We start from the raw sequence: 25,077 nt of genomic DNA, 5'->3' as shown, positions 1-25,077 counted from the left end.
TCTGGATGTATTGTAGGTTGGGTAGAGGAACGAAACCCAACAGAGGCGTTGATGGGTTTTGCTTACGCTCTACCCATCCTACAAATAATTAAGTGCTTCTACTTATGACTTTTGCTTGTTTTTTGGGTAATGGTTTGTTTTTTGGTATAAAAAATCCGGATTTTATAGGTAATAAATCTTGAATTTTTCCGTCTACAAATCCCCAGAGCGCCCGCTTAAACCGGCCACCACCCTAACCAACTCATCAGGCTGCACCGGCTTAGCAAGATGCTGTTGGAAACCGGCCTCCAGCGCCCTGCGGCGGTCATCATCCGTTGCATAAGCCGTCAGCGCCACCGCCGGAATATTCCCCCGCCATCCAGCCTCCAGCGCTCTCACACGGCGAATAAAAGTATAACCATCTTGCCCAGGCATTCCTATATCACTAACCAGCACATCCGGTTTCACCCGACAAAGCGAAATTATAGCCGCATCCACATCGGCAGCCGTCTGGACCACCGCACCGGCCTCCTCAAGCACCGCCGTGATATAATCCCGCGAATCCGTATCATCATCTAGCACCAACACTTGCAGGCCGGTCAGCAAAGCACCAGAAGGACTGGTATTTTCATCCCGCAACTCTTCTGAAAAAGTACCGCTTTTTTTGGTAGGGAGCAACGGCAACCACACCGTAAACGTTGACCCCTCACCTTCTCCCTTGCTGTCTGCCTTCACCGTTCCGCCATGTAATTCTACCAAGTGCCGCACAATCGCTAATCCCAACCCCAAACCCCCGTGCGCCCGCGTACTGGAGCTATCGGCCTGACGGAAGTATTCAAACACAAACGGCAAAAACTCAACAGAAATCCCTTTGCCGGTATCAATCACTTGAATTTGGGCAAAATTCGTCATCGGTAATCGAAACTTAGGAACCACCAGGGCGACATCTTGACCTTCGTTTGTCTGGTTCCCATTAATCCTGACTTTCGACACACGAATTTCCATCCGCCCACCATCAGGAGTAAACTTAATCGCATTAGAAAGTAAATTCCAAAACACTTGCTGCAACCGGCCCGCATCCCCCGCCACCAAACCCACATTAGGCTCAATAAACCGGTCAATTTCAATTGATTTTGCCGCTGCCGATAAGCGAACCGTATCCACAGCCGCCTCAATCACACTTGCCACATTCACCGGCGTAACCGACAGCGAAACTTTGCCCCGCAAAATCCGTGAAACATCCAACAAATCCTCAATTAATTGACTTTGTAAACGAGCATTGCGCTCAATAGTCTCCAGCGCCTTACTCGTCATTGCTTCATTACACTTGCGCGAACGAAGCATCTGTGCCCAGCCTAAAATTGCATTCAAAGGTGAACGCAATTCGTGAGAAAGAACCGCCAAAAACTCATCCTTAACTCGGTTAGCTTTTTCAGCTTGTTCGCGGGCAGCTTGTTCGCGGATCAAAAGTTGATTTCGTTCAGCTTCCAGGCGTTTGCCCTCAGTAATATCCGCAATAATTGACAAGCAACTCATATTATGATTTGCATCCACCAGCCGCGCCCCCCAAATTGCCACATCCACCACTTTGCCACTTTTGTGAAGACGTTTTGCCTCTTGTGCAGCCACTTCACCTTCTTTTTTTATCACCTCCAGATTTTCCAAAAATTCCTTTAATTTTTCCTGTGAAACAGAAGGAAGAAACTGGCCAATAGCTTCTGAGGCACTCCAGCCAAAAATCCTTTCAGCGGCTGGGTTCCACATTTTTACAATCCCCGTTTCCATGTCAAAAACTGTAATTGCTAACGGGCAAGATTGAATCAAACGATTGAGAGTTAAATTTGTTTCATAAAGTCTTTCTTCGGCTTCCCGGCGTTCGGTAATATCAATTCCTGAGCCAATGTAACCGCTAAAACTACCATCCGGTGCATAGAGTGGCACGCCGGTGTCAAATATCCAGCGATATTGTCCGTCGGCGCGTTTTTGCCGGTATTCCATTTCCACACTTTCACGAGCATTAAAAGCTTTCCAATAAAGCTCCATGCAACGCGGAATATCCGCAGGGTGCATTCTATCTAACCAGCCTTTTTGCAAAGATTCTTCCAGCGTCGCATAACCATTAAATTCCAACCAAGGACGATTAAAATAAGTGCAGTGACCATCGAGGTCAGCCATCCAAATAAAAGCCGGTGAATTATCTGCCATTGTCCGAAACCGAGTTTCGCTTTCTCGCAGGGCTTGTTCTGCTTTTTTGCGTTCGCTGAGATCCAATACAAAAAAGACCCCACTTTCTTGAGAGTTTTCAAAAAGCGCAGCCCCACTTAAAATCGGCACAAGCGATCCATCTTTGCAGATATATTCTTTTTCATAGGGCGTACAAATGCCTTTTTCTAAACATTCTTCAATTCCCTCTCTGTCGAGTAATTGGTATTTAGGCGGCGTTATTTCTTGCCAACTTAGCTTTGCTGATAACAAATCTTCACGAGTGTAACCGATTAAATCTAGGAAAGCATCATTGGCTTCGATAATGCCGCCGGATACATTCCAAAATCCCATGCCAATCATGTTAGAAGAAAACACCCGACGGAAGCGTTCTTGACTTTGGCGTAGGGCGATTTCGGCGTGTTTGAGGTCGCTAATGTCGGCAATGGCGCAGCCAACGCCCATGATTTCGCCGTTGGTGGCACACACGGGATAATAGTTGACGACCATGTGGACTAATTCTTCGGGATTGGATACTTTCGGGCCGCTGAGTTCCAGGTTTAACAGGGGCTGGCCGGTTTCTAGCACTTGCTGCATTCGGGTCTTTATCCACTCAGCTTGTTCTGCTGGCATCACATCATCAAGTAAGCGTCCGATATGAAGTTCGGCAGGTAGTCCGTTGAGGGAGGCGAGGAAGTTGTTTATGCGGACAAAACGAAGATTTTTGTCAAAAAAGGCAAGGCCCACCGGCGCTCCTTCGAGTAAGGCGTTGAGCAGGGCGAGGGATTCGTCTTTGCGGCGTTCGGCTTCTTGGGTTTGTTGATAAAGCTGGGCGTTGTCGATGGCGACGGCGATGCGGCGGGCGATATCAAGCGCCCATGTCAGGTCTGTTTCGTTATACCGGCATCCTTCTGTGGTGCTGGCAAAGTGGATGGCTCCCAACAGGCGCTCGCGGGCAATCAATGGCAGGCTCATCAAAGATTTTATGCCTAATTGTTGCAGGATTTCTAGGTGTTCCGAGTCAGCGGCGCACTCTTGGAGGTGTTCGGGGGTAATTTCGGAGACTAGGTAGGGTTGGCCGGTTTGCCAGACTTGCGAGAGCCGGTGTCTTGGGCTGCGCTGGTTGGGGAAATGTTCTTGAATTTGGCTCAAAAGCTGTTCGAGGTTGGCATTGGTGCTGGCGGCTATCCGACACAAGCTGCCATCGCTTTGCTGTTGGTCGATGGCACAATAGTCAGCAAAGGTGGGTAAGGCAAGGTTGACTAGGGATTGAAGGGCTGTTTCGATGTTGGGGGAGTTTGCCAGGAGGGCGCTTACTTCGCTGCGGAATTGGGCTTTTTCGGTGGTGATTTTTTGGTCGTGGATATCGGTGCAGCTTCCAAACCAGCCTTGGATGTTGCCGGAAGCATCGGGTATCGCTTCGGCTCGTCCGATGTGCCAGCGATATTGTCCGTCTGAATATTGCCGTAGCCGAAATTCAATTTCGTAGGGTTGGCCGGTTTGTATGCTGTGTCCCCAGCGTTTGAGGGTGGTTGGCAGGTCTTCGGGATGCACGACGGTTTGCCACTCCCAGCCCTCCATGTTTTCTCGGTTTAGGCCGGTGTATGAGGAGCCGCGTTGGTTAATGTAGTCTATGGCTCCGTCTGGTTTGGCGCACCAGACAATCAGGGGCATGAATTCTGCGAGTTGGCGAAATTTTGCTTCGCTTTTTTGCAGGGCTTGTTCGAGTTGTTTGCGCTCTGTGATGTTTTCTACGGCTAACCCGACGCTGTTGTTGGGGAGGGGAAAGATTTTGAGTGAGTAATAACCGGCGATGGGATGTTGGTCTGGATAATAAATTTCTGGGATGTTTTTGATGATGCCGGTGCGGACGACTTCGGCATATTGTTCAGGTAATCCGGTTTGCAGGGTGGCGGGAAAACTTTCGGCTATGGTTGTGCCGATATAGTTTTGGAGGTTGATTTTTGTTGCTTGGTTTGCTGCGGCGTTACAGGCTTTGAGGCGAAATGATCCGGGGTCGTTGTTGTTTTCTAGTTGCCAAACGCTTAGGGAGACGGGTACGTTTTTAACGAGATCGCTATAAAGCCGTAAATTTTCTTGGGAGCGTTTTTGTTCGCTGATGTCGTAAAAGCTAACGACTCCGGCTATGATGGCTCCTTGCTGATCGCGGATGGGGGAAGCGCTGACTAAGGTGGTGATTTGGTTGCCATCGGGTAGCTGAAGCTCTATTTCTTCGTCTATGATAATTTCGCCGGTTGTGATGGCTCGCACGAGGGGCAGTTGTTCTATGGTGTAGGGTTGCCCGTCTGGATAAAATGCTTTTAAGTTTTCGGTGGGATAGTCTTCGAGTTTTTCTGCTTGGGGGTACTCCCCGTGCATGATTTTTTTGACTTGTTGGTTCATTAATACGAGTTTGCCAGAAGGAGCTAGGGCTACCATGATGCCGGCTGGCATTTGTTGGAGTAGGGCTTCGTAGAGACGTTCCGGCGGAACGTCTGTACTTGTTTGTTGGGCTTTTTTGAGGGGGGTGATGTCGTAGCAGATTCCTAATAGGCTTTCGACTTCGCCTTGTTGGTCTATTTCGGGGATAATTTGACAGGAAAAATAATTAATTTCTCCGGTTGAGGAAATCCATTCTAGTTCGTTTCTTTGGGGTTGTTTGGAGATTAAGGCTTGTTGATATTTTTGCACCCACTGCTGATAGCTTTCTGGCAAACAGCAGCTTATTTCTTGAGGTGTTTTTCCGATAAAGTTTTCTGGGGTTAGGCCGGTGGCTTTGGTAATGGCGGTGTTTATATATAAATAACGAAGTTGTTTATCAAGGCGGGCTATAATGACGGGGACGTTATCGAGAATTTGGTTTAATTCTGTTTGGTAGCGTTGTAGTTTTTGGTAGAGACGTTCCGCTGGAACGTCTGGAACGTCTGTAGGTTTGCGTTCTGTGATGTTTCTCCAGGTGACTACTATGCCGTCTCCTGATTTGGCGGCGCGAAGATCGTAGGCTCCGCTTAGGTGTTGTTGGTGGTTATGGGCTTCATAAATTAGGGATTCTTTGATCAGGGGTTGGCCGGTTTCTACGACTTGACAGTATTCTTGAAAAAGGCCGTTGGTGAGGTGATCTGGAAATAGTTCGCAGAGGCTTTTTCCGATGTGTTGTTCTTGGCTTAGTTGGCTGTTGGCGCAACCGGCTGGGTTGATATATTCAAATTTAAAGTCTATAATTTGGCCGCTTTCGTTGCGGATAGTTCGGAGGATGGCAAAACCGTCAAGCAGGTTGTCTAGGCTGGTGTAAAAGAGTTCTTGGGTTGGTTGAGTTTGGGTTTGGATTTGTTGTTTGATTTCGGAAATTTCTACGGTGAAGCCGGCGAGTTTTTCAATTTGGCCGGTTTGATTTTTAATTGCTTTGACGCGATCTCTTAAGCAAATAATGTTGCCGGTGGCGTCGAAAATTCTGTATTCAATTTCTTGGGCTTTTTCGCTGTTGGCAAGTTTGTGATAAAATTCAAAAACTCGCGGGGTATCTTCTGGGTGGATGTGGTTGGCAATAAAGTTTTTTTCTGTTAACCACCGGCTGATGGGATAGCCAAAGATAAATTCGGCGGGCCGGTTTATCTCGATAAATTCCAGGGTTGCTGGATCTTTTTCCCAGACGATGGCATCTAAGGTTTCTATTAAGTGGTGAACATTGGATTTCATTATCTTGTTCTGAATATAGGCCATCGGTTTATGAGTCTGGCTGGTTGGGATAAATTTTTCCAGCCAGAGGGTTTTGTTTGAGTTCTTTTGCCTTGCCAGAGGAGAATTATCTAGCTAAGGGGCAAGCGGCCTGAAGAAATCGAAAAGTTTGTTGTTAGTTGTTAGGAGGGATCGCGGCAAATGCCGGTTCTGTCTGGTTAAAGTTTATCACAAAATGTAAACAAAACTGGCCTTGATGGGGGGTTTAGCCATCGGCTGCTTTGTTTTTTGCCAGACGTCTTTGTTATGAAGCCAAGAAATATTATACCGGCTTTTTCTCAGGGCGGTTGCTGGTTGTGGTGGTGAAATCATGGGCTGTTGATGCGGGCTGGTGCGGGCGGAACTCTAGGATTTTTTTAACGACTAATAGTTTAACCCTTTGTTTGGGATAACTTTGGTTTTATTTTAATGATTTTTAAGTTTTTGGCTAATTTTTTTGCAGCAACGCTAACTTTATATGTGTCAGGGACATATAAAGCTGCTGCTCAATCTTTTGTGCCGCCGGTTAGGGTGCTAGAAATCGAATATCAATCTACGGTTTTTAAGTGTCTACCTTATGGCACAGATTTTTTTATTACGGTTGCTCAAAAAGGTGAAAGAGAAGCGGCTTTGTTTATGTGGCATCGAAACAATTTCCCGCCGAATATCCCGCCTGGTTTTGCTTGTAACCTTTTTTCTGAGCGTTTAACAAATGTGGTGGCCCAAAATAACGGCAGTTTAAATAATTTGCTTTTGACTGTGGGAAGAGTCAAGGGAAATACGGTGCTTTGTTTTGTTAACAATTCCCAAAAAGGTTGTAATGTGTCTAATGTTTTGTTTACGCTGACTCCGGAGGATGCAAGCCAGTATAATTCCCAGCCTTATCAATTTTTAGAAAAGTTAACTAATTTCCAATTTAAACAGTTAGATCCGACTATTTTACAGCTTGCCGGTCATGCGCTTAATGATATTAACCCCCAGCCTTATTTTAGTTTACAAGCTTGGGAAAGGGAATATTTAAAAGCTGATAAAGATGATTATAAATTCACTCGTGAACCTTTCTCACAGCCCCGGCGCGTCTGGGATCTCCGGCTCCGCTGATCAGTTCTGGTGTTGAGAGGATGGTATGAACGCCGCCAAAAAACATATTTTTTTCCTGCCATAAAACTAAGTTTGTATTTTCACTAAAACGGGTAGTTTTAATCGCTTCAGTATCAAATCCTGGCTCTAGGTGAAAGGTGTCGTTTTCCCAATGGGTTCGCGGACTGTTGACGGCTTCTGCGACGGGCATTTTAAAGTCAATTATATTAGAAATCACTTGAAATATTGCGGTTCTAATTCTGTTTGATCCACCGGAACCTAAAACGATTTCTGGCAAGTTATCTTTTAAAACCAAGGTGGGAGCCATCATGGAAGAAATGCGGACATTTTCGGGCCATTGATGGAAGCCTTGGGGGTTTAAATCTTCTTCACCTAACATATTATTAACCATGATAGCAGTGCCGGGTATCATATAACCGGAACCTTCGCCGTTAGATGTGGTGACGCTGGCAGCATTTCCAAATTTATCTACGATGCTGATATGGGTGGTGCTTCCCCATTTATTGACTGTTTGTTTTAAGGCTTGTTCGTAGGGGGTTAGGTTGGCAGGATCTATAAATTTTTGGGCAATGTTTTCTTGATAAAGATTGCCGTCAAGGTTGGCTTTTCTGGCTTGATTTGTCAGGCGCATTACTTCTGCTAAAATCTGTAAATGCCGGCTGCTGCCAAATTCAACTGTGGTTAAATCAAGTTGGGATAAAAGTTCTAAGGCAAAGGCTATGAGGGCGCCGCCGGAACTTGGGGGAGGGTTGGTTAAAAAGCTGTTGCCGCGATAGTTAATTAAGAGGGGGTTTCTTTCAATAACTTGGTAATTTTTTAAGTCTTCTAGGGTTAGGTGTCCGCCTTGTTGTTGACAGTCTTTGATGAGTTGATGGGCGATTTCTCCTTCGTAAAATTCTCTGTCGCCTTTTTCGGCTAAATAAGTTAAAGTTGCTGCTAAATCTTTCATTATTAATTTGTCGCCGGTTTGCAATAAGTTGCCTTTTGGGGCAAAGACTTTTGCTGCTTCTGGGGTGGCGATCATTATGGGTTTGAGTAGGGTGTTTAAACAATAGGCTTGAAAGGGTTCCATTTCTATGCCATTTTGGGCGTAGTGAATGGCCGGTTCAGCAAGAGTTTTAAAGGGTAAGGTTGCTAATCTTTTGTGAATATGAAAAAGGCCGGCTAAGTTTCCGGGGACTGCCATTGATCCTAAGCCGATATGAAATTCTTGGAGGGTTGTACCAAAGTTGGCATAAATGGGATAAAAATTAAGTTCGGAAATGAGTTTTTTGTGGCGCGGTGTTTGGGTGAAAAAGTCAAAGAGAATATTTTGGTTTTTGTGGGTATGTGCTAAAAGAAACCCGCCTCCCGCGACGGAGGTTAACATGGGTTCGGCGACAAAGGAGGCTAATATTGCGGCGATGGCTGCATCAAAGGCGTTGCCTCCTTGTTTTAAGATTTCTTGGCCGGCTTCTGCTGTTTTTGGGTGGCCGGTGGCGATGACTCCACAAGATTTATTTGTCATATTTTTGGGTTATTTAAAATTAGGAATTGGGGGGCCGGTGGGCAAAACCCACCCTAACAAATTAACCAATCATGGCTTTACCAATTCTTCCCATAAACCGGCCTGTCATATCATTAAAATCAAGTTCGTCCATCAAGAGGCGTGCAGCAATACGGGTTGCATTGGGGCGTTTAACGCCGTATTGGTAACATAAATGCGGCATTTTGTAAAAGAAACTCGCTAATTTTGAGGCCGGCTCAAATTTTGGTGCAAACTCAGAATTGATGCGCTGGCTATAATTTTTGACGTCGTTTTGAGCGACGCATTCAGCAGCTATTAAACCGCTTTTGATGGCGTGTAAAATGCCGTCGCCAAAGAGGGGGTTAATTAAGCCTGCTGCATCTCCTGCTAATAAGATTCTTTCATCGGGGGTGTGGCGTTGTTCTTTGCCTTGCCAAAGCGGTAAGGGATGGCCATGAAATTTCATTTTTTCGGGTTGGTAGGCAATGCCAAATAAGTCTAGGTAATTGAAAATAGCTTTTTCTAAATCGGCCCTTATTTCAATATTAGAGCGAGATTTCCACATACCTTGATGGAATAAACCGGCCCCGATATTTAAGTGATCTGCTTTGGGAAATATCCAGGCATAACCGTTTTTTATTGCTCCATATTCTAAATGGATAATTTCTGGCGTGACATCGGGATGGTTATTTTTCCAGTCGTAGGGATGTTCAATTTCGATAGCGATTGCCATTGCTTTTTTGCGGCGTAAGTTGGCAATTTTTGCTGTGATGCCGCTGGCACCATCGGCACCGATGATGTGTTTGGCTTTGGCTTCAAAATTGGTGCCGGTTTTCATGGATGAGGCTCGCACGATGGCGCCGTCTGGTTCAATTTCGATGCTTTTTACTGCTAAATTATCTCGTAATTCTGCACCGGCTTTTACTGCTCTTTGTGCGAGTGCGTTATCAAAAATTGACCGCTGTACCATCCATAAACAAATATCGGGAGAGGTGCCGGGGGGATTGATATCTGCTAAGTAGGCTTCATTAAACATCCATGTGTGGCGCATATAGCGCACTTGTGACTCCACAAAAGCATCGGGTGCAATGTTTTTGAGTACGTCTCCGACTACCATAGGCATTCCGCCGCCGCAGGTTTTGTGACGCGGTAGGGGTTGTTTTTCAAGGAGGGCGACTTTTAAGCCTTGACTGGCTGCTGCTGCTGCTGCGCTTGCACCGGCTGGCCCTGCTCCGCAGACGATGACATCGTAATTTAACATTCTGCCTCGATTGTCGATGATTTCACGCTTGTTTAGACGTTACCAGACTCAGGGGGTTTTCGGTTAAAAAAATAGCTTCTCCAGTTTTGCAAAAAAAATGATAGATATCAAAAGCCTGAAATCCTTTATCCGACTGGTTTGTTTTCATCTAAAATCTAAAATCTAAAATCCAAATTTCTCTTAATCCTTTCTATCGGCATAGTTAAAAATAGCCAAAAATAAGCATTTTGGGGGAAGGAGGTTTTTTAAAAATTTGTTTTCTTTATAAAAAGGTGAGTTTATTTAAGGGTAATGATGATGACAGAAAATACCATTAAGAGACATAATTTAATTCAGAGTTTGATTACGGGTGTGATTTTGGGCGCGCTGATTTTGGGTGCTCCGCTGGGGTGGTTTGCTCATCGCTTTTATTCGGAGCAACGTTTGGCTAAGGTTTTGATTTGTAGGGAAAAAAATCAAGATAAGCCGGCGTCTGTTGTTGATTCTATGTGTGGGACTTGGTTTTAAGGTTTTTCTGATCCCCCTAGAATTGTTGCCAAAAGGTACACAGAGTATTTTTTTCTCTGTGTATTTTTGTATTTAAAATGAGTAGATAGCCAGGGATGCAAAAAGGCTTTTTTTTAAGGTTTTGCTGGTTATATGGTGCCGAGGGTATTGTTTTTTTTTGAGGAAACAGGAACAATGAACGATGCACTAGGTAAGGATGAGTTATATGTTAAAGGCTGCTCTTTTTGATTTGGATGGGACTTTGGCGAATACTGACCCGATCCATTTTTTGACTTGGCAAGAGTTTTTGCGAAATTATGGGTTAGAAATTGATGATGAGTTTTATAAGGCTAAAATTAGTGGCCGGCTTAATCCTGTGATTGTTGCTGATATTTTACCTCAACTTTCTGCGGCAGAAGGTCAACGGGTGGCTGATGAAAAGGAGGCTTATTTTCGCCGTATTGCTCTTGATCTTCAACCGATTTCTGGTTTGATGGAGTTGTTGCAATGGGTGGAAGATTCAGGGTTAAAAGTGGCTTTGGTGACGAATGCTCCGCGCGAAAATGTTGAGTTTATGTTGGGGGTTTTGAAGGTTGAGGATAAGTTTGAGCCGGTGATTTTGGCTTCGGAGTTGCCGGTGGGGAAGCCTGATCCGGCTCCTTATTTATTGGCTTTGAAACAGTTAGGTGTTTCTGCTTCTGAGGCTATTGCTTTTGAGGATTCGCCTTCTGGTATTCGCTCGGCTGCCGGGGCTGGAATTTTTACGGTGGGGGTGACTTCTAGCCATGAGCCGGCTCTTTTGATTGAGGCCGGTGCTTCTATAACTATTCCTGATTTTACTGATCAGCAATTGTGGGAAATCTTGGGAAGTGGAAATTTTGTGATCTAAATGATGGGGCCGGCTTTTTGTGCTTCTGGCTGAATAGCCGGCTTTTAAATAAAATTCCCTGAAGCTATCGGCAGGTTTCTAGTGAATGAGATCGCTATGAAAATGTGACGGGGATCACTAATTTTTGGCTAAATCTTAAATTACATAATTTTTTAATATTTGACGGCCCGAAATGATACCTAAACTACCAACCAACCGACGGAGAACGTTCATACTGTAATACAAACCTTCTCATCTGTAAAAAATTTTATGAATAACCGCATAAGTTTGGCTTCGACTTGCCGCCACTGCCGATTTTATGGCATTGAAGGGCGCCGGGGTGGCTATTGTCAGCAACTTGATGTGCAGGTGCAAGGAAGCTGGAAAGCTTGTTCTTTGGCGGTTTCTCCTTTTAGTTCAACTTGGGAAGATGTGGAAGAAGTTGTTAATTTATCCCCTCAATCAGAAGCCGTACCGGCCGGTGTTTCCTAACTTCCCCTGTCCAAAATGCCATCAAATCAAAAAAACAAGGATTTTATATTATTAACTTGTTAAAAATCTCAATTTTTTACGCCCCTCTGTTGGCAACGCGAGGGGCAATTTTTTTTGCTAATATCTTTTCTCCCAAATCCGATATCCTTACCTCTGGGGGGTTGACATTTTGCCTGCGTTATAACAAAGCCGATTTTAATAGGCTCTTTTTGTTGGGGTTTTTTTAACCGCATCCTATAGCAGATAAACGCAGATGTAGAGACGTTCCTCGCTTTACGTCTTTCCGCGCTTTACGTCTTTCCGGCTTTGTGTAAATCGGATCTGGTATTCTAACTATTCGCTGCTTTTATTTAATAAATCTTCTGCCATAGCAACTGCACCCCACAGCGGCGCTTCATCACCCAAGGCGGCGCTTACAATTTCAAACTCAACTTCTGGTAAAGCAATTTGTCTGGCGACTTGCTGCACAGTTTCCCAAAAATGCGGGCCGGCTTTTGTGACTCCGCCTCCTAAAATAAAGCGTTGAGGGTTGATTAAATTGGCTGCGTTGCCAATGCCAACTCCCAAAGCCCAACCGGCTTTTTTTAAGATTTCAATAGCAATTTTATCGCCGTTTTCTGCGGCTTGATTTATTAGTAATCCTGTAATATTTTCTGGTTGGTATTGGCAGATTCTTCGCAGAATATGCCCACAATTCAAATCGATTTGTAAGCGGGTTCTGGCTTCTTGGGCCATGTAAGGGCCAGATGCTAATCGCTCGACACATCCGCGTTTTCCACAAAGGCAAAGGGGGCCCGAAGGATCAACAACTGTATGGCCAATTTCACCGGCCATTCCTCCACTACCTCGCCAAGGTTTGCTGTTAAGTATCCAACCGCCTCCTACTCCTGTGCTGACGGTGATATAACAGAGGCTTTCGTAATTGATACCGGCCCCATAACGGTGTTCGCCAAGGGCGGCAACATTGGCATCATTATCAACGCTGGCGGGGGCTTGAAATTCATTTTCAAGGATTTGTTTGAGGGGGGTGTTTTCCCAACCGTCAACGTGATGGGAAAGGCGAACGGTGCCGGTTTTAAAATCCACCGGCCCACCAAAACTAACGCCAATGGCTGCCGGTTTCTCGCCGTTTAATAATTCCAGGGCCAATGAGCGCATAATTTGAATATCTGTGCTGCTGTTGGCTTTGGGAGGTGAGAGGGTGCGCTGGTAGGATTGAAAGTGCCGGTCGCCTTTTTTTACAACGGCTGCGGCAAGTTTTGTGCCGCCAAAATCAAGGGCTAAAATTAACACGGTGGGGACTCCTTATTGTTATGAGTTCAGAGTTTTGTTAATATTTTATTGCACTTTTACTTTCCCGAAAAATGTTTATACCTCCCAGTAATAAATGGCAAGGACGACACCAACAAAAAGACCGTTTAAGGGCAGAAATTTGGTCATTGCTTTACAAAGAGAATATTTGTCTGCGGAATCCACAGGGCCATATTCCTAATTTTAAAGGCTGCGAAAAGGCTGCGGAAAAGCTGGCCGGTTTATCTATTTGGCAGGAAGCAAATGTGATTAAATGTAATCCCGATTCTCCCTGTATGCCGATTCGTTTGCGTGCTTTGCAAGATGGAAAGCGCTTATATATGGCGGTTCCGCAGTTAACAACGCGCCGGTGTTTTGTTGAGTTAACAGCAGAAAATTTGCAGCAAAGGAATATTTCTTTGGAGGAAGCTGCTATTGCTAAAAAAGCGTTGAGTTATGGAAGATTGGTAAGTTTTGAAGAAATGCTGCCGGTTGATTTAGTAACCGTTGGATGTGTTGCGGTGACGCGAAATGGTGGAAGAACCGGCAAAGGTGCAGGGTTTGCTGATTTAGAGTTAGCAATGTTAGCAGAATTTGGCTTAATTACAGAAAAAACACCGATTGTAACTGCGGTTCACCGTTTACAAATTGTGGAAAATTCCCGTTTACCTATCGAGGATCACGACTGGCCTTTAAATTGGATTATTACGCCGTTTGATATTATTGAAACCAAGACAACTTACCCGCGTCCCCAAGGTTTAAACAGGGAAATGATCCGCCCAGAACAATACGAAAATATCCCGATTTTACGAGAGTGGAAAGAGGCTGGCTGGGTTATGAAACCCAACCTATATTTTTAATCAATCATTTGATCCGGCTGGCTTTGTTCTTCATGTTGCCAATCAATATTAGGCATATCATCAAAAGCTGTTTTTAGGTGTTCTTCCCAAAGCTTGCGAATTTTGGCGAGATAAGGATCTCCGAGACGCAATTGTAGCTGGTGGCGAATGGCAAAACTATCTGTTTCATACATCATTAAATTAATCGGCGGGCCGACAGAAATGTTTGATTTCATGGTTGAATCTATGGAAAGCAAAGCACATTTTGCCGCCGCTTCTAAAGAGGTATTAAAACTTAAGGTACGGTCTAATATTGGTTTACCATATTTGGTTTCACCAATTTGTAAAAACGGTGTTTCTTTGGAGGCGTGAATGCAGTTTCCCTGAGTATAAATCATGTAGAGTTCAGGGTCTTCGCCTTTAATTTGACCGCCGAGAAGCATACTCGCTTGGGCGTTAATTCCGTCTTGTTTTAACCAAGGTTTATCCTGTTCGATGATTTGCCGACTTTTGCTGCCAATATAGCGAGCTACTTCATACATACTTTGCAAGCTGTGCAAATTTATTTCTTCTTGCACTCGCAAGTCTTTTCGCAGCATGGTAATAACGGCTTGGGTAATAGATAAGTTGCCAGAGGTACAAATCATCAAAACTCGCTCACCGGGATTAGAAAAATCAAACATTTTTTGATATGTAGAAATGTAATCTACACCGGCATTTGTGCGAGAGTCTGCCGCCATTACTAAACCAAAACGAGACAGAATACCGAGGCAATAAGTCATCTGCAATTGTTGAGTTTTAATTTTCGTCTGGGTGCTAATTTTACCTTTTTTTGGTCATTTGTCCTTAGTCCTTAGTCCTTCGTCAAATGACCCCCCTTGACCCCCCCTAACCCCCCTTTTTAAGGGGGGAGGAAAAATGACAAATGACAAATTACCGAGATATATAATGTACCCAGAACTCGCCATCGGGGATGCAGGTACGGCGAATTAAGCGGTAGGAATAGTGCAAATAGGCTCCGCTGAGGTCGGTGCGGTAGCCGTCGGGGAACCATTCACCGTAAGGATCGTGGACGATGAAGCCGTCGTCATCATAGCCAACAACGACGATGATGTGTCCGAAAGAGGTAAAGTAACCATGTATAACGGCAGGGTTGCCACCGGCCAGCCAATCTTTGACGCCTTCAATAGTGCCGGCTCTGGTATATTTGTCTCTGCGGCCATAATCTCTGACAATCTTAGCTAAATCCGGCCCCTCCCATCGGCTATATCCTTTATTGATAGCATATTGATATAACTCATCTTCAAATTGTCCTGAAGTCTTGCGGCGCGGTGTTTTCAGGTATTCTAAACACATCGCTATCGAGGTAACATTACAGGAGCCGGTGGGGTTATACCAGTTATCAAGTTGCGATTTATAGGGTACTGGTAAGCGGACGGACGCCGGTCTGGGTTTTGGCTGAATAACGGTGGGTTTGGGTTTTGGCTCAACGACGGCGGTTTGATTGCCCCCCCCAGTTGGATTGCCCCCCGTAGTTGGATTGCCCCCCGTAGTTGGATTGCCCCCCCCAGTTGGATTGCCCCCCCCAGTTTTATTGCTCACCTCAGTAATTTGAACGTGCTGGGTAAAAGCATACCAAGTGTTAAAACCTTTGAGCGAATCTTTGGCAAGGGCAAAGCGAATATGATTGCGAACGATGGTATAGGAGTGCAATTCAAATTCTTGGCCGGCGTTTACAATCAGTTTTTCGGTGTCGGGAAGATCCGCTGACTGAAGCGGTTTCTGCTTAAAAAATGTCTCTCGGACGGTTTTGATGACCTTTGGCATAAGGGAAAACCTGGATTAAATTGTTATTACTTAGGCAAATTCAAGCACTCTCATTTTATTCTGTTCGTGCCGATTGTCTATCAGGATTTTTTGATGGGGGAGCAAAATTTGGGGGTGAGGGAGACACTCAAAATGCCTATTTTACCCTAACCCCCCCGCCGGTTGGCATTTTGACTTTTTCTCAATTTTGCAAAACCGCTTGCAAATGTTCGAGGCTGCGGGTATTTTCTTCTGGTGTGCCAACGGTGAGACGAATTCCGCCGCCGGTGTGCCGCACGAGGGTTCCTTGTTTTTTCAGTTCTGCGGTTAGTTTGGTAAGGCTTTTTTCTTGCTCTTCTGCGTCTTTGATTCGCAGGTAAATAAAGTTAGCATCACTAGGCCAAATTTGCAGCTTTTGCAGTTGCGAAAGTTCCGGAATTAATCGGTTTTTTTCGCTAATAATTTCGGGAATGACGGATAACAAAATCTGCCGATTTGCTAGGCAAATTTGGGCGGCGGTTTGAGTGAAACTAGGTAAATTATAGGGCAAGCGGACTTTTTCTAAAATGCCGATTATTTCGGGGTTTGCTATGGCATAGCCGATGCGGTGTGCTGCGAGGCGAAATGCTTTAGAAAATGTCCGTAAAATAATCCAGTTTGGATGTTGGGGAAGTTCTTTAACTAGGCTAATTTGGCTGAATTCAAAGTAGGCTTCATCAATGACGACTAAGATATTTTGGGGTAGGTTTTTCAGCCAGTTTATTTCATTTTCGCTTAAGGCGTTGGCGGTGGGGGAGTTGGGATGTACAACAAAGACGACTCGCACCGGCAGGTTTTGGGATGTTTCTATTGCTTGCTGGGCGGCTTGCAAGTCTATTTCAAAATTTGATTCATTTCGCCCAACGGAAATAACCGGCACGCCCAAGGTTTGCGCTAAAATTCCATACATTGAAAAGGTTGGATTGGCTACTAAAATTGAGCCTTCACCGCCGACACAGGTGGCAATTAAGATTGAGCGAATTAATTCGTCGGAACCGTTTCCTATGGAAATGTTAGCTGAGTTGGTGTTAGCACCGGCCTCATTTACATATTCGGAAATTGCTTGTTTAAGGGTGGCGTGTCCGCCGTCGGGATAGCGGTTTGATTCGATAGCTTGCTCAAAGTTAAAGGCGAGTTTTTGTTTGATTTCTTCTGGTAAGTCGTAGGGGCATTCGTTGGTATCAAGCCGGTCAATTATTGCCGCTACCGGCTCGCCATCTTTGCCTCCTGGGTGGGGGGTGTAGGCGCGAAGTTGATTTAAGTCTGAACGAATGAAAGAGAGCATGATTTTTTGTTGATTTTTTATTTACAAAACGCCTTTGGAACTGGGGATGGTGCCGGCGCGGCGGGGGTCAATTTCGACGGCCATTCGCATTGCTCGTGCAAAGGCTTTGAAGGTGGCTTCGATGATATGATGTGAGTTGATGCCGTCGAGTTGGCGTATGTGTAATGTCATTTGTGAGTGGTTAACGACGGCTACAAAAAACTCACGCACAAGTTGAGTATCGTAAGTACCTACGCGGTGGGTGGGAATTTGTAAGCCGTAGCTGAGGTGTGGGCGCCCAGAAAAGTCGAGGGCAACTTGGATGAGGCTTTCATCGAGGGGGGCGACAAAATGCCCGAAACGGACGATGCCTTTGCGGTCTCCAAGGGCTTTGGTGAGGGCTTGGCCGAGGGTGATGCCGACGTCTTCGTTGGTGTGGTGGTCGTCTATGTGAGTGTCGCCGGTGGCTCGCACGTCGATGTCGATTAATCCATGTGAGGCGATTTGATGGATCATGTGGTCGAGGAAGGGGATGCCGGTTTGGGAGTGACAGGTGCCGGTGCCGTCGAGGTTGATGGATACTTGGACGTCGGTTTCGCCGGTGGTGCGGCTGACTGTGGCGGTACGGGCCGGTGTTTGTTCTGGAGTGGTTAGGTTTTGAATGTTGCGGTCGCGTGTCTGCATGGCTTCGGCTATGTAAGGGCATCTTTTTCTATTATCGCCTTTGCGGTGCTTTCTGATAAATTTTGGTTTTTTGTCAAATCTCAACAAATTGTTAAATTTTATAGGACAAAGGCATTTAACTTTCTTTCTTAAGATAATTGAACCGTCAAAAAAAATGGAATAATTTTTACAAAAATAGTGGGAAGATTTAGCTAATAATAAATGCGGTTTAAAATCTATCTATTTCGGCATCCTTCTACTTCAACTTTCAACTTTCAACATTTGTAAAGCAGCCAGGATGCCTGCTTAACATCTGCCAAAACGAACAAAAAACCCTATATAAATCGGATTTAGTATAAAAATTTGATAAATATTTAATATTTCCTGTTGCTGTACCTAAAAAAATTTTAACCTTCTCTCTAAGATTAGAGGAAGGTTACAATGGAGAAATTCAACCAACGTTAGATGCTGCCAAATTGGACTTGCATAGTTATCTGTTGACTTCAATAAATTTCTCAATTGACTTATCTATTGAACACTTGACGCCATCAAACGTACAATAATCCTCCTTTGGATAATTTAAATACGCAGTAGCGGTTTTAATTAAATTATCTAAATGTGGTACATCAGCCCGATCCATTGCTTCATCTAAGTATTCATTAGTGTAGGCATTAACTTGTTCATCTTTGGGCAAACGAACGGTTTTTCCTCCTTCTTTCAACTTATATTGCTTGTTGAGTGGAAACTGAAGTCGCAAATATCCATTGGGATTTACAGAGCAAATTAACTGAGCGCAAAGATCGGCTGTAATTTGAAACTGCCCACCCATAAATACATCGGGAATATGTGAAGCCCAACCTAAAGCGCCCCAACTATTAACTTTTTCAAATTCTAAGGGTTCGGTGGTTCTTCCGGTGCCGATTGAAAGCAAGGCAATATCTTCTAGTTTTATCTTTTGTCCATCTATTTTTTCAATGTCTAGTGTATGTACTAAGGCTGCTAAAGATGGATTATTTGCTGCAACTCCACCATCGACAAAGGTATATTCTGCTGGGCCGTCCGTGCTAAAGTTTGCTGAGAAATCTTGCGATAAGTTAAATTTATACGGAGGAAAAAACGTGGGAGCGGAGGCTGAAACTAAGCAAACTTCCCATAATTTCGCACCTTTATACCAAGGATTTTCATCTACGAATGGGCTTAGAAAAAAACTGGTATATCGCTGACTGGTACTATAGGCTAGGATGAGTAATCTTGCCTTGGGATTGGGATTAGAATTAGGAAAATGTTGCTTCGACCATATCTTTGACTCTTCTCTTAAATTTTCCAACAAAATCTCGCCAAAGTAGTCTTTTAAAATTTTTTTAAGGCCGTCGTTGGAATATTTAGGTTGATTCAGCCAGTAACTGAATTTTTGTCTAAAAAAACTGGAGCTAAAAATTTCTTTTCCTCGATCTCGATATATCTTAATTAGTTCTTCTGGAGGGATACCGAGTACCAGACCTGCGGCTAAAATGGAGCCGGTGGAGGTACCAGCAATTAAGTCAAAATATTCATTTAAAGGTTTTCCAATTTTTTCTTGCACTCTTTCTAAGATTTTGGCAGTAATAACTCCCCGAATACCGCCGCCATCAAGGGCTAAGATTCTAAACTTTCGCTCTGCCATAATAGTTGTCCTCTAATTGTAGATACTGGGATTTATGTTTTCAATGGTAGCTGTGGCTACTGATCTAGCTTTTTGCTGAGTAAGGGTTATGGGATATTGCAAAATCAGCTAGGTAACGAACGCAACTAATTTAACACGCCTCTGAGGAAGAATGTCAAGAAAAAGTATTCTCTTTGAGGTAAAGAATCACGAAGTTTTATGAAGAATAATAAATGTAAAATACAATTTTGTAACCTGCCCTCTATGCCATTTTAAGAATTTTCAACCGCCCCAAATTTCTCTTTTTTCTGAACGACGCGAAGAACGCACCTACACTGACTAAGCCACTGGTATTAGGGGCTTTAATAAAAAATGGGGCATAATAAAATTGGCTTTGATAAGATTTTAAACTTGCCCCATTTCTCCGCTCATTAAGCATAAACAGGCCAGAAATTTCTATAATTTGTAACTTTGTAATTTCTTGCTTTTTATCAAACAGAAATTAAACTTCTATCTTTGAAACCGAGGCGTTTTGGTTTGCAGCTTTTCGTTCTGCCATGCGCCGGTGTAAAGCACAAGGGCGCACTGTGCATGATATTGCTCCTCTAAACGCTCATTGATGGCATCTAAATCGGCAATATGGCGATCCCATCCGCTCACAAAGTTCTTTAAGTTTGGCAATATGCCGCGATGGGTGTCTCTGCATCTACGGGAATTTTAGGCTTATTACTCATAGCAAATTAAAATCCCTCCTTATTTTTCGGACTGTGCCTCCTATGAATTTTGAATTTTGAATTTTGAATTGGTATTACTGGCAGCCGCAAATGCCGCGAAAAACATACTCTATAAATCCTATGTGATATAACTAAAGGCAAGAAACCCGGTTTCTTTAAGTAGATATACTACCTTGAGTAGCACAGGCATCCCTGGCACCGGAAGGGTGCCCGCGATTACCCAGCCATCAGTGGCGCGGGCATCTTGCCCGCGATTATCCATTATCCTAATTGCTGTGATTGCCCACCCCCCATACCGGCCCCAACTATCCCCGAATAGCCAACAAACCGGCCCCAAAAGCAGGCTCATTTTTCGCCCAAATTACCCTCGCATTAGGCATAATTTCTGCCAACTTTCCCACAAAATTCTCCCGCAAATCAGCCATCCCTCGCCACACTCCCCCCACCGTCACCACATCAAAACTTTCTGGCTCTAAAAACAACTTCTCACCAACCACTTTAACCGCCAAAACTAACTCCTCCACCACATCATTAATAATCTCATTCGCCACCACATCACCTTCCGCCGCCGCTTCCCCCACTACCACCGCCAAACCGGCAATTTCCCTCACACCCCAACCGCGCCGGTACACCACCTCAATTAAACTTTCAACACTCTTTAAATCCAACTTTTTTATTAACTTCTCCATTAAAATTGTCGGTTTTTCCCGTCCATCATAACTGCGAACCACCGCCTTTAAACCCCTAAGCGCAATATCATAACCACCACCCTCATCTCCCAAAATATAACCCCATCCACTCGCTCTTTGTGTAACACCTTTTCTATTACGTCCATAACAAATAGCACCAGTCCCCGCAATCGCCACAACCCCCACCGGCTCACCCACACCCCCCGTCAAAGCAATCTCACAATCATTACAAATAATCGTAGAACTTTCCTTTAAATTCCAAACAACCGGCAACTCTTTTTTTTCTTGTAAATCTCTCAATAAACATTGCAAAATTTCCACATCTTCAGGCCGGCCAGCCCCCGCCAAACCTAAACAAATTCCATCAATTTCAACTGCATTTAAATTCCCATTAAAACTTGCTAAAGCTTGATAAATAGAATCATAAATAGACAAACCGGCCCTCTCTAAACCAACAGATTGATAATTAGAAGCACCGGCCTCTCCACGTCCCAGAACATTAGCCGTGCGATCCATCAAAACACACACGGTTTTTGTGCCGCCACCATCTATCCCCAAAAAATAGCCCATCTTAACTTGCTCAACTTAGCTTTTTGTTGCCACTTCGTGATGATATGCGCTTTTTTTTGCACGCCAACATCACTCCACCCACAGTCATAATTCCCAAAACTAAACTTGGTTCAGGAATAGACTTGTGTGCCGAAGTTGTAGCAAAATTTGCCCCCATATAAGTGCGAGTGCAAGTGCCGGTGCTACAATCAAGCGTCCAGCCACTCGAAGATGAGGCATTTTGGGCAATTGCCGACGGTACCCCCGACAGCAAACAAACATTGATGGCACCTACGGCAAACATTAACAGCAGTAACTTTGTTTTTAACATTGAGATTTTGGAAGACCAAAGCGATCTGATCTACGGTGATAATTGCATAATTGCATGATTTTGTAAATTCTACGCTAAACCGTCTCACCTGCTGCCTGTCTTTTTTAGGGGGTGTTATGTGACGAAAATTACATTTTTCTTTACGAAAGTAAAAAATTTTTGCTCCCACTTCGCCTCACCCCCAGATATCGCTTAACTTTCCGCCTCTAATTCACAAAACCGGCCTATTTCCTGCCAAATTTGGGGTACTACATCCCCAAGCGGATGATCACTCTTTAATTCCACCACTTCCACCCAATTACGGGATTTTGCATAGTCGCGGCTGGATTGAATTGGAATCACATCATCATCAATTCCATGCAAAATTAAAGTAGGCACTTTTCGCCCTAAGCCGCCCTCCGCATACCCCGCGCAATCTTTGAAGAATTCATATTTCAACGGCAACATTTGCTTTTTGCCATAATGATAAACCGGCAAAACACCTTCCCTTTCCCATTCTTCTAATTTTTCTTTACCAAGTTTCGCCCTCCAATGATTCAAAAACCCAAAAGCCGGTGCCAATAAAATAATACGTTCAACTTGGGGGTATTTTTCCGCCAGCCAAGCCGCCGTTAAACCGCCAAAACTTGAACCAATAATAACAGTAGGTAGGGGTGGGGATGAAAATTCTGCCGCCACTTGTTGAAGTTGCCGGCTTAAAGTTAACCCAGAAAAATCATTTTGATTGAGATCAGGAACCTTTAAATCAATCCCCCGCTTAGCAAAACGTTGTTTAATATCAACTGCTTTTGCTGACAAGGGACTAGAGGCGAAGCCGTGTAGATATATATAATGCGTCATTTGTCAAGAATCATTTACCAACAATAACCCCAACACAATTTTAAACCACCAAACCAAACTCTTTAAGTGCCGGTAAAAAATTATTATTTTCGTGACCAGAACGGCTCAACTTAATCAAAGCAAAGCGTTGTAAAGCACTCAACTTTTGCCATTTTTCCAAGGTCAAATTTAACCCAAACTCTGCCGCTTTTTCTACAACAGAAACCGGCACCTCTTCTTCATTTAACCAAGCCGGATTTTCATCAATAGGCAACTCACTTGCCACTGTTGCCGTTCTTTCCAAAACCAAATTATGCAAAAACCGGCGATAATTTTCTACATCTTCATCCGACAGACAAGGCATCTCTACCAACGCCTGCCGGTCTGCTTCACTAAACTTATTCCACTGCGGCAATTTTAACTTTATGCCACAACTATCTAACTTTAACCGCACTCCCATCGGAATGCAGCGCAAAGAATCCACAAAATCAGCTTCAAAGGCAAAAAAGTTTGTCATTTGTTATTGGTCATTTGTCATTTGTAAGAGGGGGGACGGGGCTTAAGAAGCAGTTTTTCTTAACCAGTATTTCGGAGAACCCGCCCCTCCAAAAATGTTTAGCTAATCGAAGAAAATACTGCTTGCTCTACAGTTTCCATCACTTCTGCCCCAACACGCACCACCCGTACCGCACAAGCTTTTAACTCAGGCTGTTTCGAGTCGGGACACGCCTCTGGATGAGTCAGAGCATTTGCTTCGGCATTTTCAGCCCACAACGCCCCCCAGTGCATAGGGACAAACACCGTCCCAGGCGAAATTGCTGAGGTCACTTTTGCCTGAAATTTCGCCCAACCGCGCCGCGAACGTACTGCCACCCAATCATCCTCCTGAATGGCCAATTTTTGAGCATCACGCGGGTGAATTTCTAAAAACGGTTGTGGGTGCATTTGGCAAATTTTTTCAATTCTGCCGGTGCGGGTTTGCGTGTGCCAATGGCCGTAAAGCCGGCCCACTGTCAACACCAACGGATACTCAGGATCGGGCGGTTCCGCTAAACCCCGCGAATGATACGCCCCAAACCTGGCCCGTCCATCCGGTGTATGAAAGTGAAAATCTGTGTAAAGTCGCGCCGAGTCTTTCCGCCGAATTCCTGCCGGAAAAGGCCAATGCTGCGCGCCTTCTTGTTTGAGCAATTCGTGAGACAAGCCAGCCATATCACAAGGTCTGCCTTTTGTCAAGCCCACAAATTCGGCATAAACTTCAGCGGAAGTGGTAAAGGTAAACTTATCGGCAAAACCAAGCCGGCGACCAACTTCTGCAAAAATTGCCCAATCTGGACGAGCTTGCCCCACCGGCTCCCGAAATGCAGAACATAAAGTAACGCGGCGTTCAGAATTCGTCATAATGCCGGTTTTTTCACCCCACTGAGCAGCCGGTAATAAAACATGAGCATAAGCTGCGGTTTCGGTGGGATAATAAGCATCTTGATAAACAGTAAACGGAGATTTTTTTAAGGCGGCTTTTGTGCGTTCTAAATCGGGCATACTGACGGCGGGATTTGTGGCTGCAATCCACAAGAAACCCACATTCCCTGTTTCTAAACCTTGGATCATTTCCCAAACAGTTAAGCCAATTTCTGGGGAAATTTGACCGGCTTTTAAACCCCAAAATTGCTCAACTTCGGCGCGATGTTCGGGATTTTTTACTAAACGATATCCGGGTAAAAGATTGGCTAAACCACCGGCTTCTCTACCACCCATTGCATTTGGTTGGCCGGTTAAAGAAAACGGGCCGCTACCGGGTTTACCTATTTGGCCGGTCATCAGGTGTAAATTAATAATATTGCGAACTTTTGCCGTCCCTTCGCTCGACTGATTAACACCCATCGACCACATTGATAAAACCCGCTTCGACTCGCCCCAATAACGGGCAGCCAGTTCCAAATCATCCATACGGATGCCACATTTGCGAGCCACCAATTCCGGCGGATAATGACGAATTACCTCAGCAAAAGCCGGGAAATTGGCGGTACATTCATCAATAAAAGCCGAATCAAACATTCCCCAACGCATCAAAAGAAAAGCAATGCCGTTGAGTAAATCAATGTCTGTGCCCGGACGAATAGCTAAATGCAGATCCGCATCTTCTGCTGTGGTCGTGCGACGCGGATCAACCACAATCATTTTGACATTTTTATTCTTTTTATGATGTTTGCGGAGCCGGTTATAAATAATCGGGTGACATTCTGCCGTATTCGTGCCAATTAAGAACGCACAATCGGTTAATTCCAAATCATCATAACAACAAGGCGGGCCATCCGAGCCAAAACTTTGAATATAACCGGCCACTGCACTTGACATACATAAACGAGAATTGGCATCAAAATTATTTGTGCCCAGACAGCCTTTGATTAACTTTTGGGCAACATAATAATCTTCGGTTTGAAATTGCCCAGAACCATACATACAAATTGCATCAGGGCCAGAAGTCAAGCGGACAGTTTGAATGCGGTTAACAATGGCATTTAAGGCTTCTTCCCAAGTTACCCGACGGAATTCTTCATCAAGAGAATTTCGCATCATCGGGTATAATAACCGGCTTTTATCAATAGCCTCAGCAATAGTTGCACCCTTGACGCAAACCATGCCTTGACTCGAAGGGTGAGAACGATCACCCCGAACTTTCCAGATGGGATTGCCTTTAGCATCTCGATTCGTCGGCTTGCCTAATTCAGCCGGCGGCGACACTTCCAAGCCACAGCCAACACCACAGTAAGGACAGAGAGTTTTCGTTGAGTCAGTCAT

The 25,077-nt window shown here is 44.6% G+C and carries 20 protein-coding genes; 5 read left to right on the top strand and 15 right to left on the bottom strand.

Features of this window, described 5'->3' with window-relative positions:
- Positions 1-192: 192 nt before the first annotated feature.
- A complete protein-coding gene (locus NG798_RS15300) occupies positions 193-5,877 on the bottom strand; it encodes a PAS domain S-box protein (RefSeq protein ID WP_261224541.1) in 5,685 nt (1,894 codons plus the stop codon).
- A 462-nt stretch (positions 5,878-6,339) separates the two neighbouring features.
- Here NG798_RS15300 and NG798_RS15295 point away from each other — a divergent pair, with 462 nt between their 5' ends.
- Positions 6,340-6,996, top strand: a complete 657-nt coding sequence (locus tag NG798_RS15295; RefSeq protein WP_261224540.1) for a COP23 domain-containing protein — start codon at positions 6,340-6,342, stop codon at positions 6,994-6,996.
- Here the strand turns inward: NG798_RS15295 and ggt are convergent.
- Positions 6,941-8,503, bottom strand: a complete 1,563-nt coding sequence (gene ggt / locus NG798_RS15290; protein WP_261224539.1) for a gamma-glutamyltransferase — start codon at positions 8,501-8,503, stop codon at positions 6,941-6,943. The two genes, NG798_RS15295 and ggt, sit on opposite strands and share 56 nt — an antisense overlap.
- A 61-nt stretch (positions 8,504-8,564) precedes the next feature.
- Complete coding sequence (locus tag NG798_RS15285; protein WP_261224538.1) at positions 8,565-9,764, bottom strand: NAD(P)/FAD-dependent oxidoreductase; 1,200 nt, start codon at positions 9,762-9,764, stop codon at positions 8,565-8,567.
- Positions 9,765-10,055: 291 nt separating this feature from the next.
- Between NG798_RS15285 and NG798_RS15280 the strand changes: the two genes are divergently transcribed.
- The 3 genes from NG798_RS15280 to NG798_RS15270 all read left to right on the top strand — a co-directional run bounded on the left by NG798_RS15280 (position 10,056) and on the right by NG798_RS15270 (position 11,610).
- The gene (locus tag NG798_RS15280; protein WP_261224537.1) at positions 10,056-10,271 is read left to right on the top strand and encodes a hypothetical protein; all 216 of its coding nucleotides are present in this window, start codon (positions 10,056-10,058) and stop codon (positions 10,269-10,271) included.
- 196 nt (positions 10,272-10,467) lie between these two features.
- Positions 10,468-11,139 carry an HAD family hydrolase gene (locus NG798_RS15275; protein ID WP_375338969.1) on the top strand — a complete coding sequence of 224 codons (672 nt, stop codon included), beginning with the start codon at positions 10,468-10,470 and terminating at the stop codon, positions 11,137-11,139.
- Positions 11,140-11,388: 249 nt separating this feature from the next.
- Entirely contained in the window at positions 11,389-11,610 is a 222-nt protein-coding gene (locus tag NG798_RS15270; protein ID WP_261224536.1) for a hypothetical protein, read from the top strand.
- Between the two features lie 333 nt (positions 11,611-11,943).
- Here the strand turns inward: NG798_RS15270 and NG798_RS15265 are convergent, their stop codons facing one another.
- Positions 11,944-12,903: an ROK family protein gene (locus NG798_RS15265; RefSeq protein ID WP_261224535.1), complete on the bottom strand. Its 960-nt coding sequence runs from the start codon at positions 12,901-12,903 to the stop codon at positions 11,944-11,946.
- A 71-nt stretch (positions 12,904-12,974) separates the two neighbouring features.
- Here NG798_RS15265 and NG798_RS15260 point away from each other — a divergent pair, with 71 nt between their 5' ends.
- Positions 12,975-13,760, top strand: coding sequence for a 5-formyltetrahydrofolate cyclo-ligase (locus NG798_RS15260; RefSeq protein WP_261224534.1), 786 nt, complete (start codon positions 12,975-12,977; stop codon positions 13,758-13,760).
- Here NG798_RS15260 and NG798_RS15255 read toward each other — a convergent pair.
- The 11 genes from NG798_RS15255 to NG798_RS15205 form a co-directional block, all read right to left on the bottom strand.
- Positions 13,757-14,521: a proteasome-type protease gene (locus NG798_RS15255; protein ID WP_261224533.1), complete on the bottom strand. Its 765-nt coding sequence runs from the start codon at positions 14,519-14,521 to the stop codon at positions 13,757-13,759. The genes NG798_RS15260 and NG798_RS15255 overlap by 4 nt on opposite strands.
- A gap of 151 nt (positions 14,522-14,672) precedes the next feature.
- A complete protein-coding gene (locus tag NG798_RS15250; RefSeq protein WP_261224532.1) occupies positions 14,673-15,566 on the bottom strand; it encodes a C39 family peptidase in 894 nt (297 codons plus the stop codon).
- 181 nt (positions 15,567-15,747) lie between these two features.
- On the bottom strand, positions 15,748-16,869 hold the full coding sequence (locus NG798_RS15245) for a histidinol-phosphate transaminase (protein WP_261224531.1): 1,122 nt from the start codon (positions 16,867-16,869) through the stop codon (positions 15,748-15,750).
- Between the two features lie 21 nt (positions 16,870-16,890).
- Positions 16,891-17,532, bottom strand: coding sequence for an imidazoleglycerol-phosphate dehydratase HisB (gene hisB, locus NG798_RS15240; RefSeq protein WP_261224530.1), 642 nt, complete (start codon positions 17,530-17,532; stop codon positions 16,891-16,893).
- 469 nt (positions 17,533-18,001) lie between these two features.
- A complete protein-coding gene (locus tag NG798_RS15235) occupies positions 18,002-19,174 on the bottom strand; it encodes a patatin-like phospholipase family protein (RefSeq protein ID WP_261224529.1) in 1,173 nt (390 codons plus the stop codon).
- A gap of 489 nt (positions 19,175-19,663) precedes the next feature.
- Positions 19,664-19,813: a hypothetical protein gene (locus NG798_RS15230; protein ID WP_261224528.1), complete on the bottom strand. Its 150-nt coding sequence runs from the start codon at positions 19,811-19,813 to the stop codon at positions 19,664-19,666.
- 379 nt (positions 19,814-20,192) lie between these two features.
- Entirely contained in the window at positions 20,193-21,146 is a 954-nt protein-coding gene (locus NG798_RS15225; RefSeq protein ID WP_261224527.1) for an N-acetylglucosamine kinase, read from the bottom strand.
- Between the two features lie 10 nt (positions 21,147-21,156).
- Complete coding sequence (locus NG798_RS15220; protein ID WP_261224526.1) at positions 21,157-21,456, bottom strand: PEP-CTERM sorting domain-containing protein; 300 nt, start codon at positions 21,454-21,456, stop codon at positions 21,157-21,159.
- 192 nt (positions 21,457-21,648) lie between these two features.
- Positions 21,649-22,296, bottom strand: coding sequence for a YqiA/YcfP family alpha/beta fold hydrolase (locus tag NG798_RS15215; RefSeq protein ID WP_261224525.1), 648 nt, complete (start codon positions 22,294-22,296; stop codon positions 21,649-21,651).
- Between the two features lie 40 nt (positions 22,297-22,336).
- The gene (locus NG798_RS15210) at positions 22,337-22,792 is read right to left on the bottom strand and encodes a nitrate reductase associated protein (RefSeq protein ID WP_261224524.1); all 456 of its coding nucleotides are present in this window, start codon (positions 22,790-22,792) and stop codon (positions 22,337-22,339) included.
- A gap of 98 nt (positions 22,793-22,890) precedes the next feature.
- Positions 22,891-25,077: a molybdopterin oxidoreductase family protein gene (locus NG798_RS15205; protein ID WP_261224523.1), complete on the bottom strand. Its 2,187-nt coding sequence runs from the start codon at positions 25,075-25,077 to the stop codon at positions 22,891-22,893.

Origin of the sequence: Ancylothrix sp. D3o (assembly GCF_025370775.1) — a bacterium.
GTDB lineage: Bacteria > Cyanobacteriota > Cyanobacteriia > Cyanobacteriales > Oscillatoriaceae > Ancylothrix.
Note: the sequence above shows the minus strand (reverse complement) of the source record. Positions and strands in the feature narration are given on the sequence as shown.

What these genes read in the sequence shown, in the direction of transcription:
- NG798_RS15300 (WP_261224541.1), bottom strand. Translation starts at nt 5,877, where the DNA reads ATGAAATCCAATGTTCACCACTTAATAGAAACCTTAGATGCCATCGTC.
- ggt (WP_261224539.1), bottom strand. Translation starts at nt 8,503, where the DNA reads ATGACAAATAAATCTTGTGGAGTCATCGCCACCGGCCACCCAAAAACA.
- NG798_RS15285 (WP_261224538.1), bottom strand. Translation starts at nt 9,764, where the DNA reads ATGTTAAATTACGATGTCATCGTCTGCGGAGCAGGGCCAGCCGGTGCA.
- NG798_RS15280 (WP_261224537.1), top strand. Translation starts at nt 10,056, where the DNA reads ATGATGATGACAGAAAATACCATTAAGAGACATAATTTAATTCAGAGT.
- NG798_RS15275 (WP_375338969.1), top strand. Translation starts at nt 10,468, where the DNA reads ATGAGTTATATGTTAAAGGCTGCTCTTTTTGATTTGGATGGGACTTTG.
- NG798_RS15270 (WP_261224536.1), top strand. Translation starts at nt 11,389, where the DNA reads ATGAATAACCGCATAAGTTTGGCTTCGACTTGCCGCCACTGCCGATTT.
- NG798_RS15260 (WP_261224534.1), top strand. Translation starts at nt 12,975, where the DNA reads ATGTTTATACCTCCCAGTAATAAATGGCAAGGACGACACCAACAAAAA.
- NG798_RS15255 (WP_261224533.1), bottom strand. Translation starts at nt 14,521, where the DNA reads ATGACTTATTGCCTCGGTATTCTGTCTCGTTTTGGTTTAGTAATGGCG.
- NG798_RS15250 (WP_261224532.1), bottom strand. Translation starts at nt 15,566, where the DNA reads ATGCCAAAGGTCATCAAAACCGTCCGAGAGACATTTTTTAAGCAGAAA.
- NG798_RS15245 (WP_261224531.1), bottom strand. Translation starts at nt 16,869, where the DNA reads ATGCTCTCTTTCATTCGTTCAGACTTAAATCAACTTCGCGCCTACACC.
- hisB (WP_261224530.1), bottom strand. Translation starts at nt 17,532, where the DNA reads ATGCAGACACGCGACCGCAACATTCAAAACCTAACCACTCCAGAACAA.
- NG798_RS15235 (WP_261224529.1), bottom strand. Translation starts at nt 19,174, where the DNA reads ATGGCAGAGCGAAAGTTTAGAATCTTAGCCCTTGATGGCGGCGGTATT.
- NG798_RS15225 (WP_261224527.1), bottom strand. Translation starts at nt 21,146, where the DNA reads ATGGGCTATTTTTTGGGGATAGATGGTGGCGGCACAAAAACCGTGTGT.
- NG798_RS15220 (WP_261224526.1), bottom strand. Translation starts at nt 21,456, where the DNA reads ATGTTAAAAACAAAGTTACTGCTGTTAATGTTTGCCGTAGGTGCCATC.
- NG798_RS15215 (WP_261224525.1), bottom strand. Translation starts at nt 22,296, where the DNA reads ATGACGCATTATATATATCTACACGGCTTCGCCTCTAGTCCCTTGTCA.
- NG798_RS15210 (WP_261224524.1), bottom strand. Translation starts at nt 22,792, where the DNA reads ATGACAAACTTTTTTGCCTTTGAAGCTGATTTTGTGGATTCTTTGCGC.
- NG798_RS15205 (WP_261224523.1), bottom strand. Translation starts at nt 25,077, where the DNA reads ATGACTGACTCAACGAAAACTCTCTGTCCTTACTGTGGTGTTGGCTGT.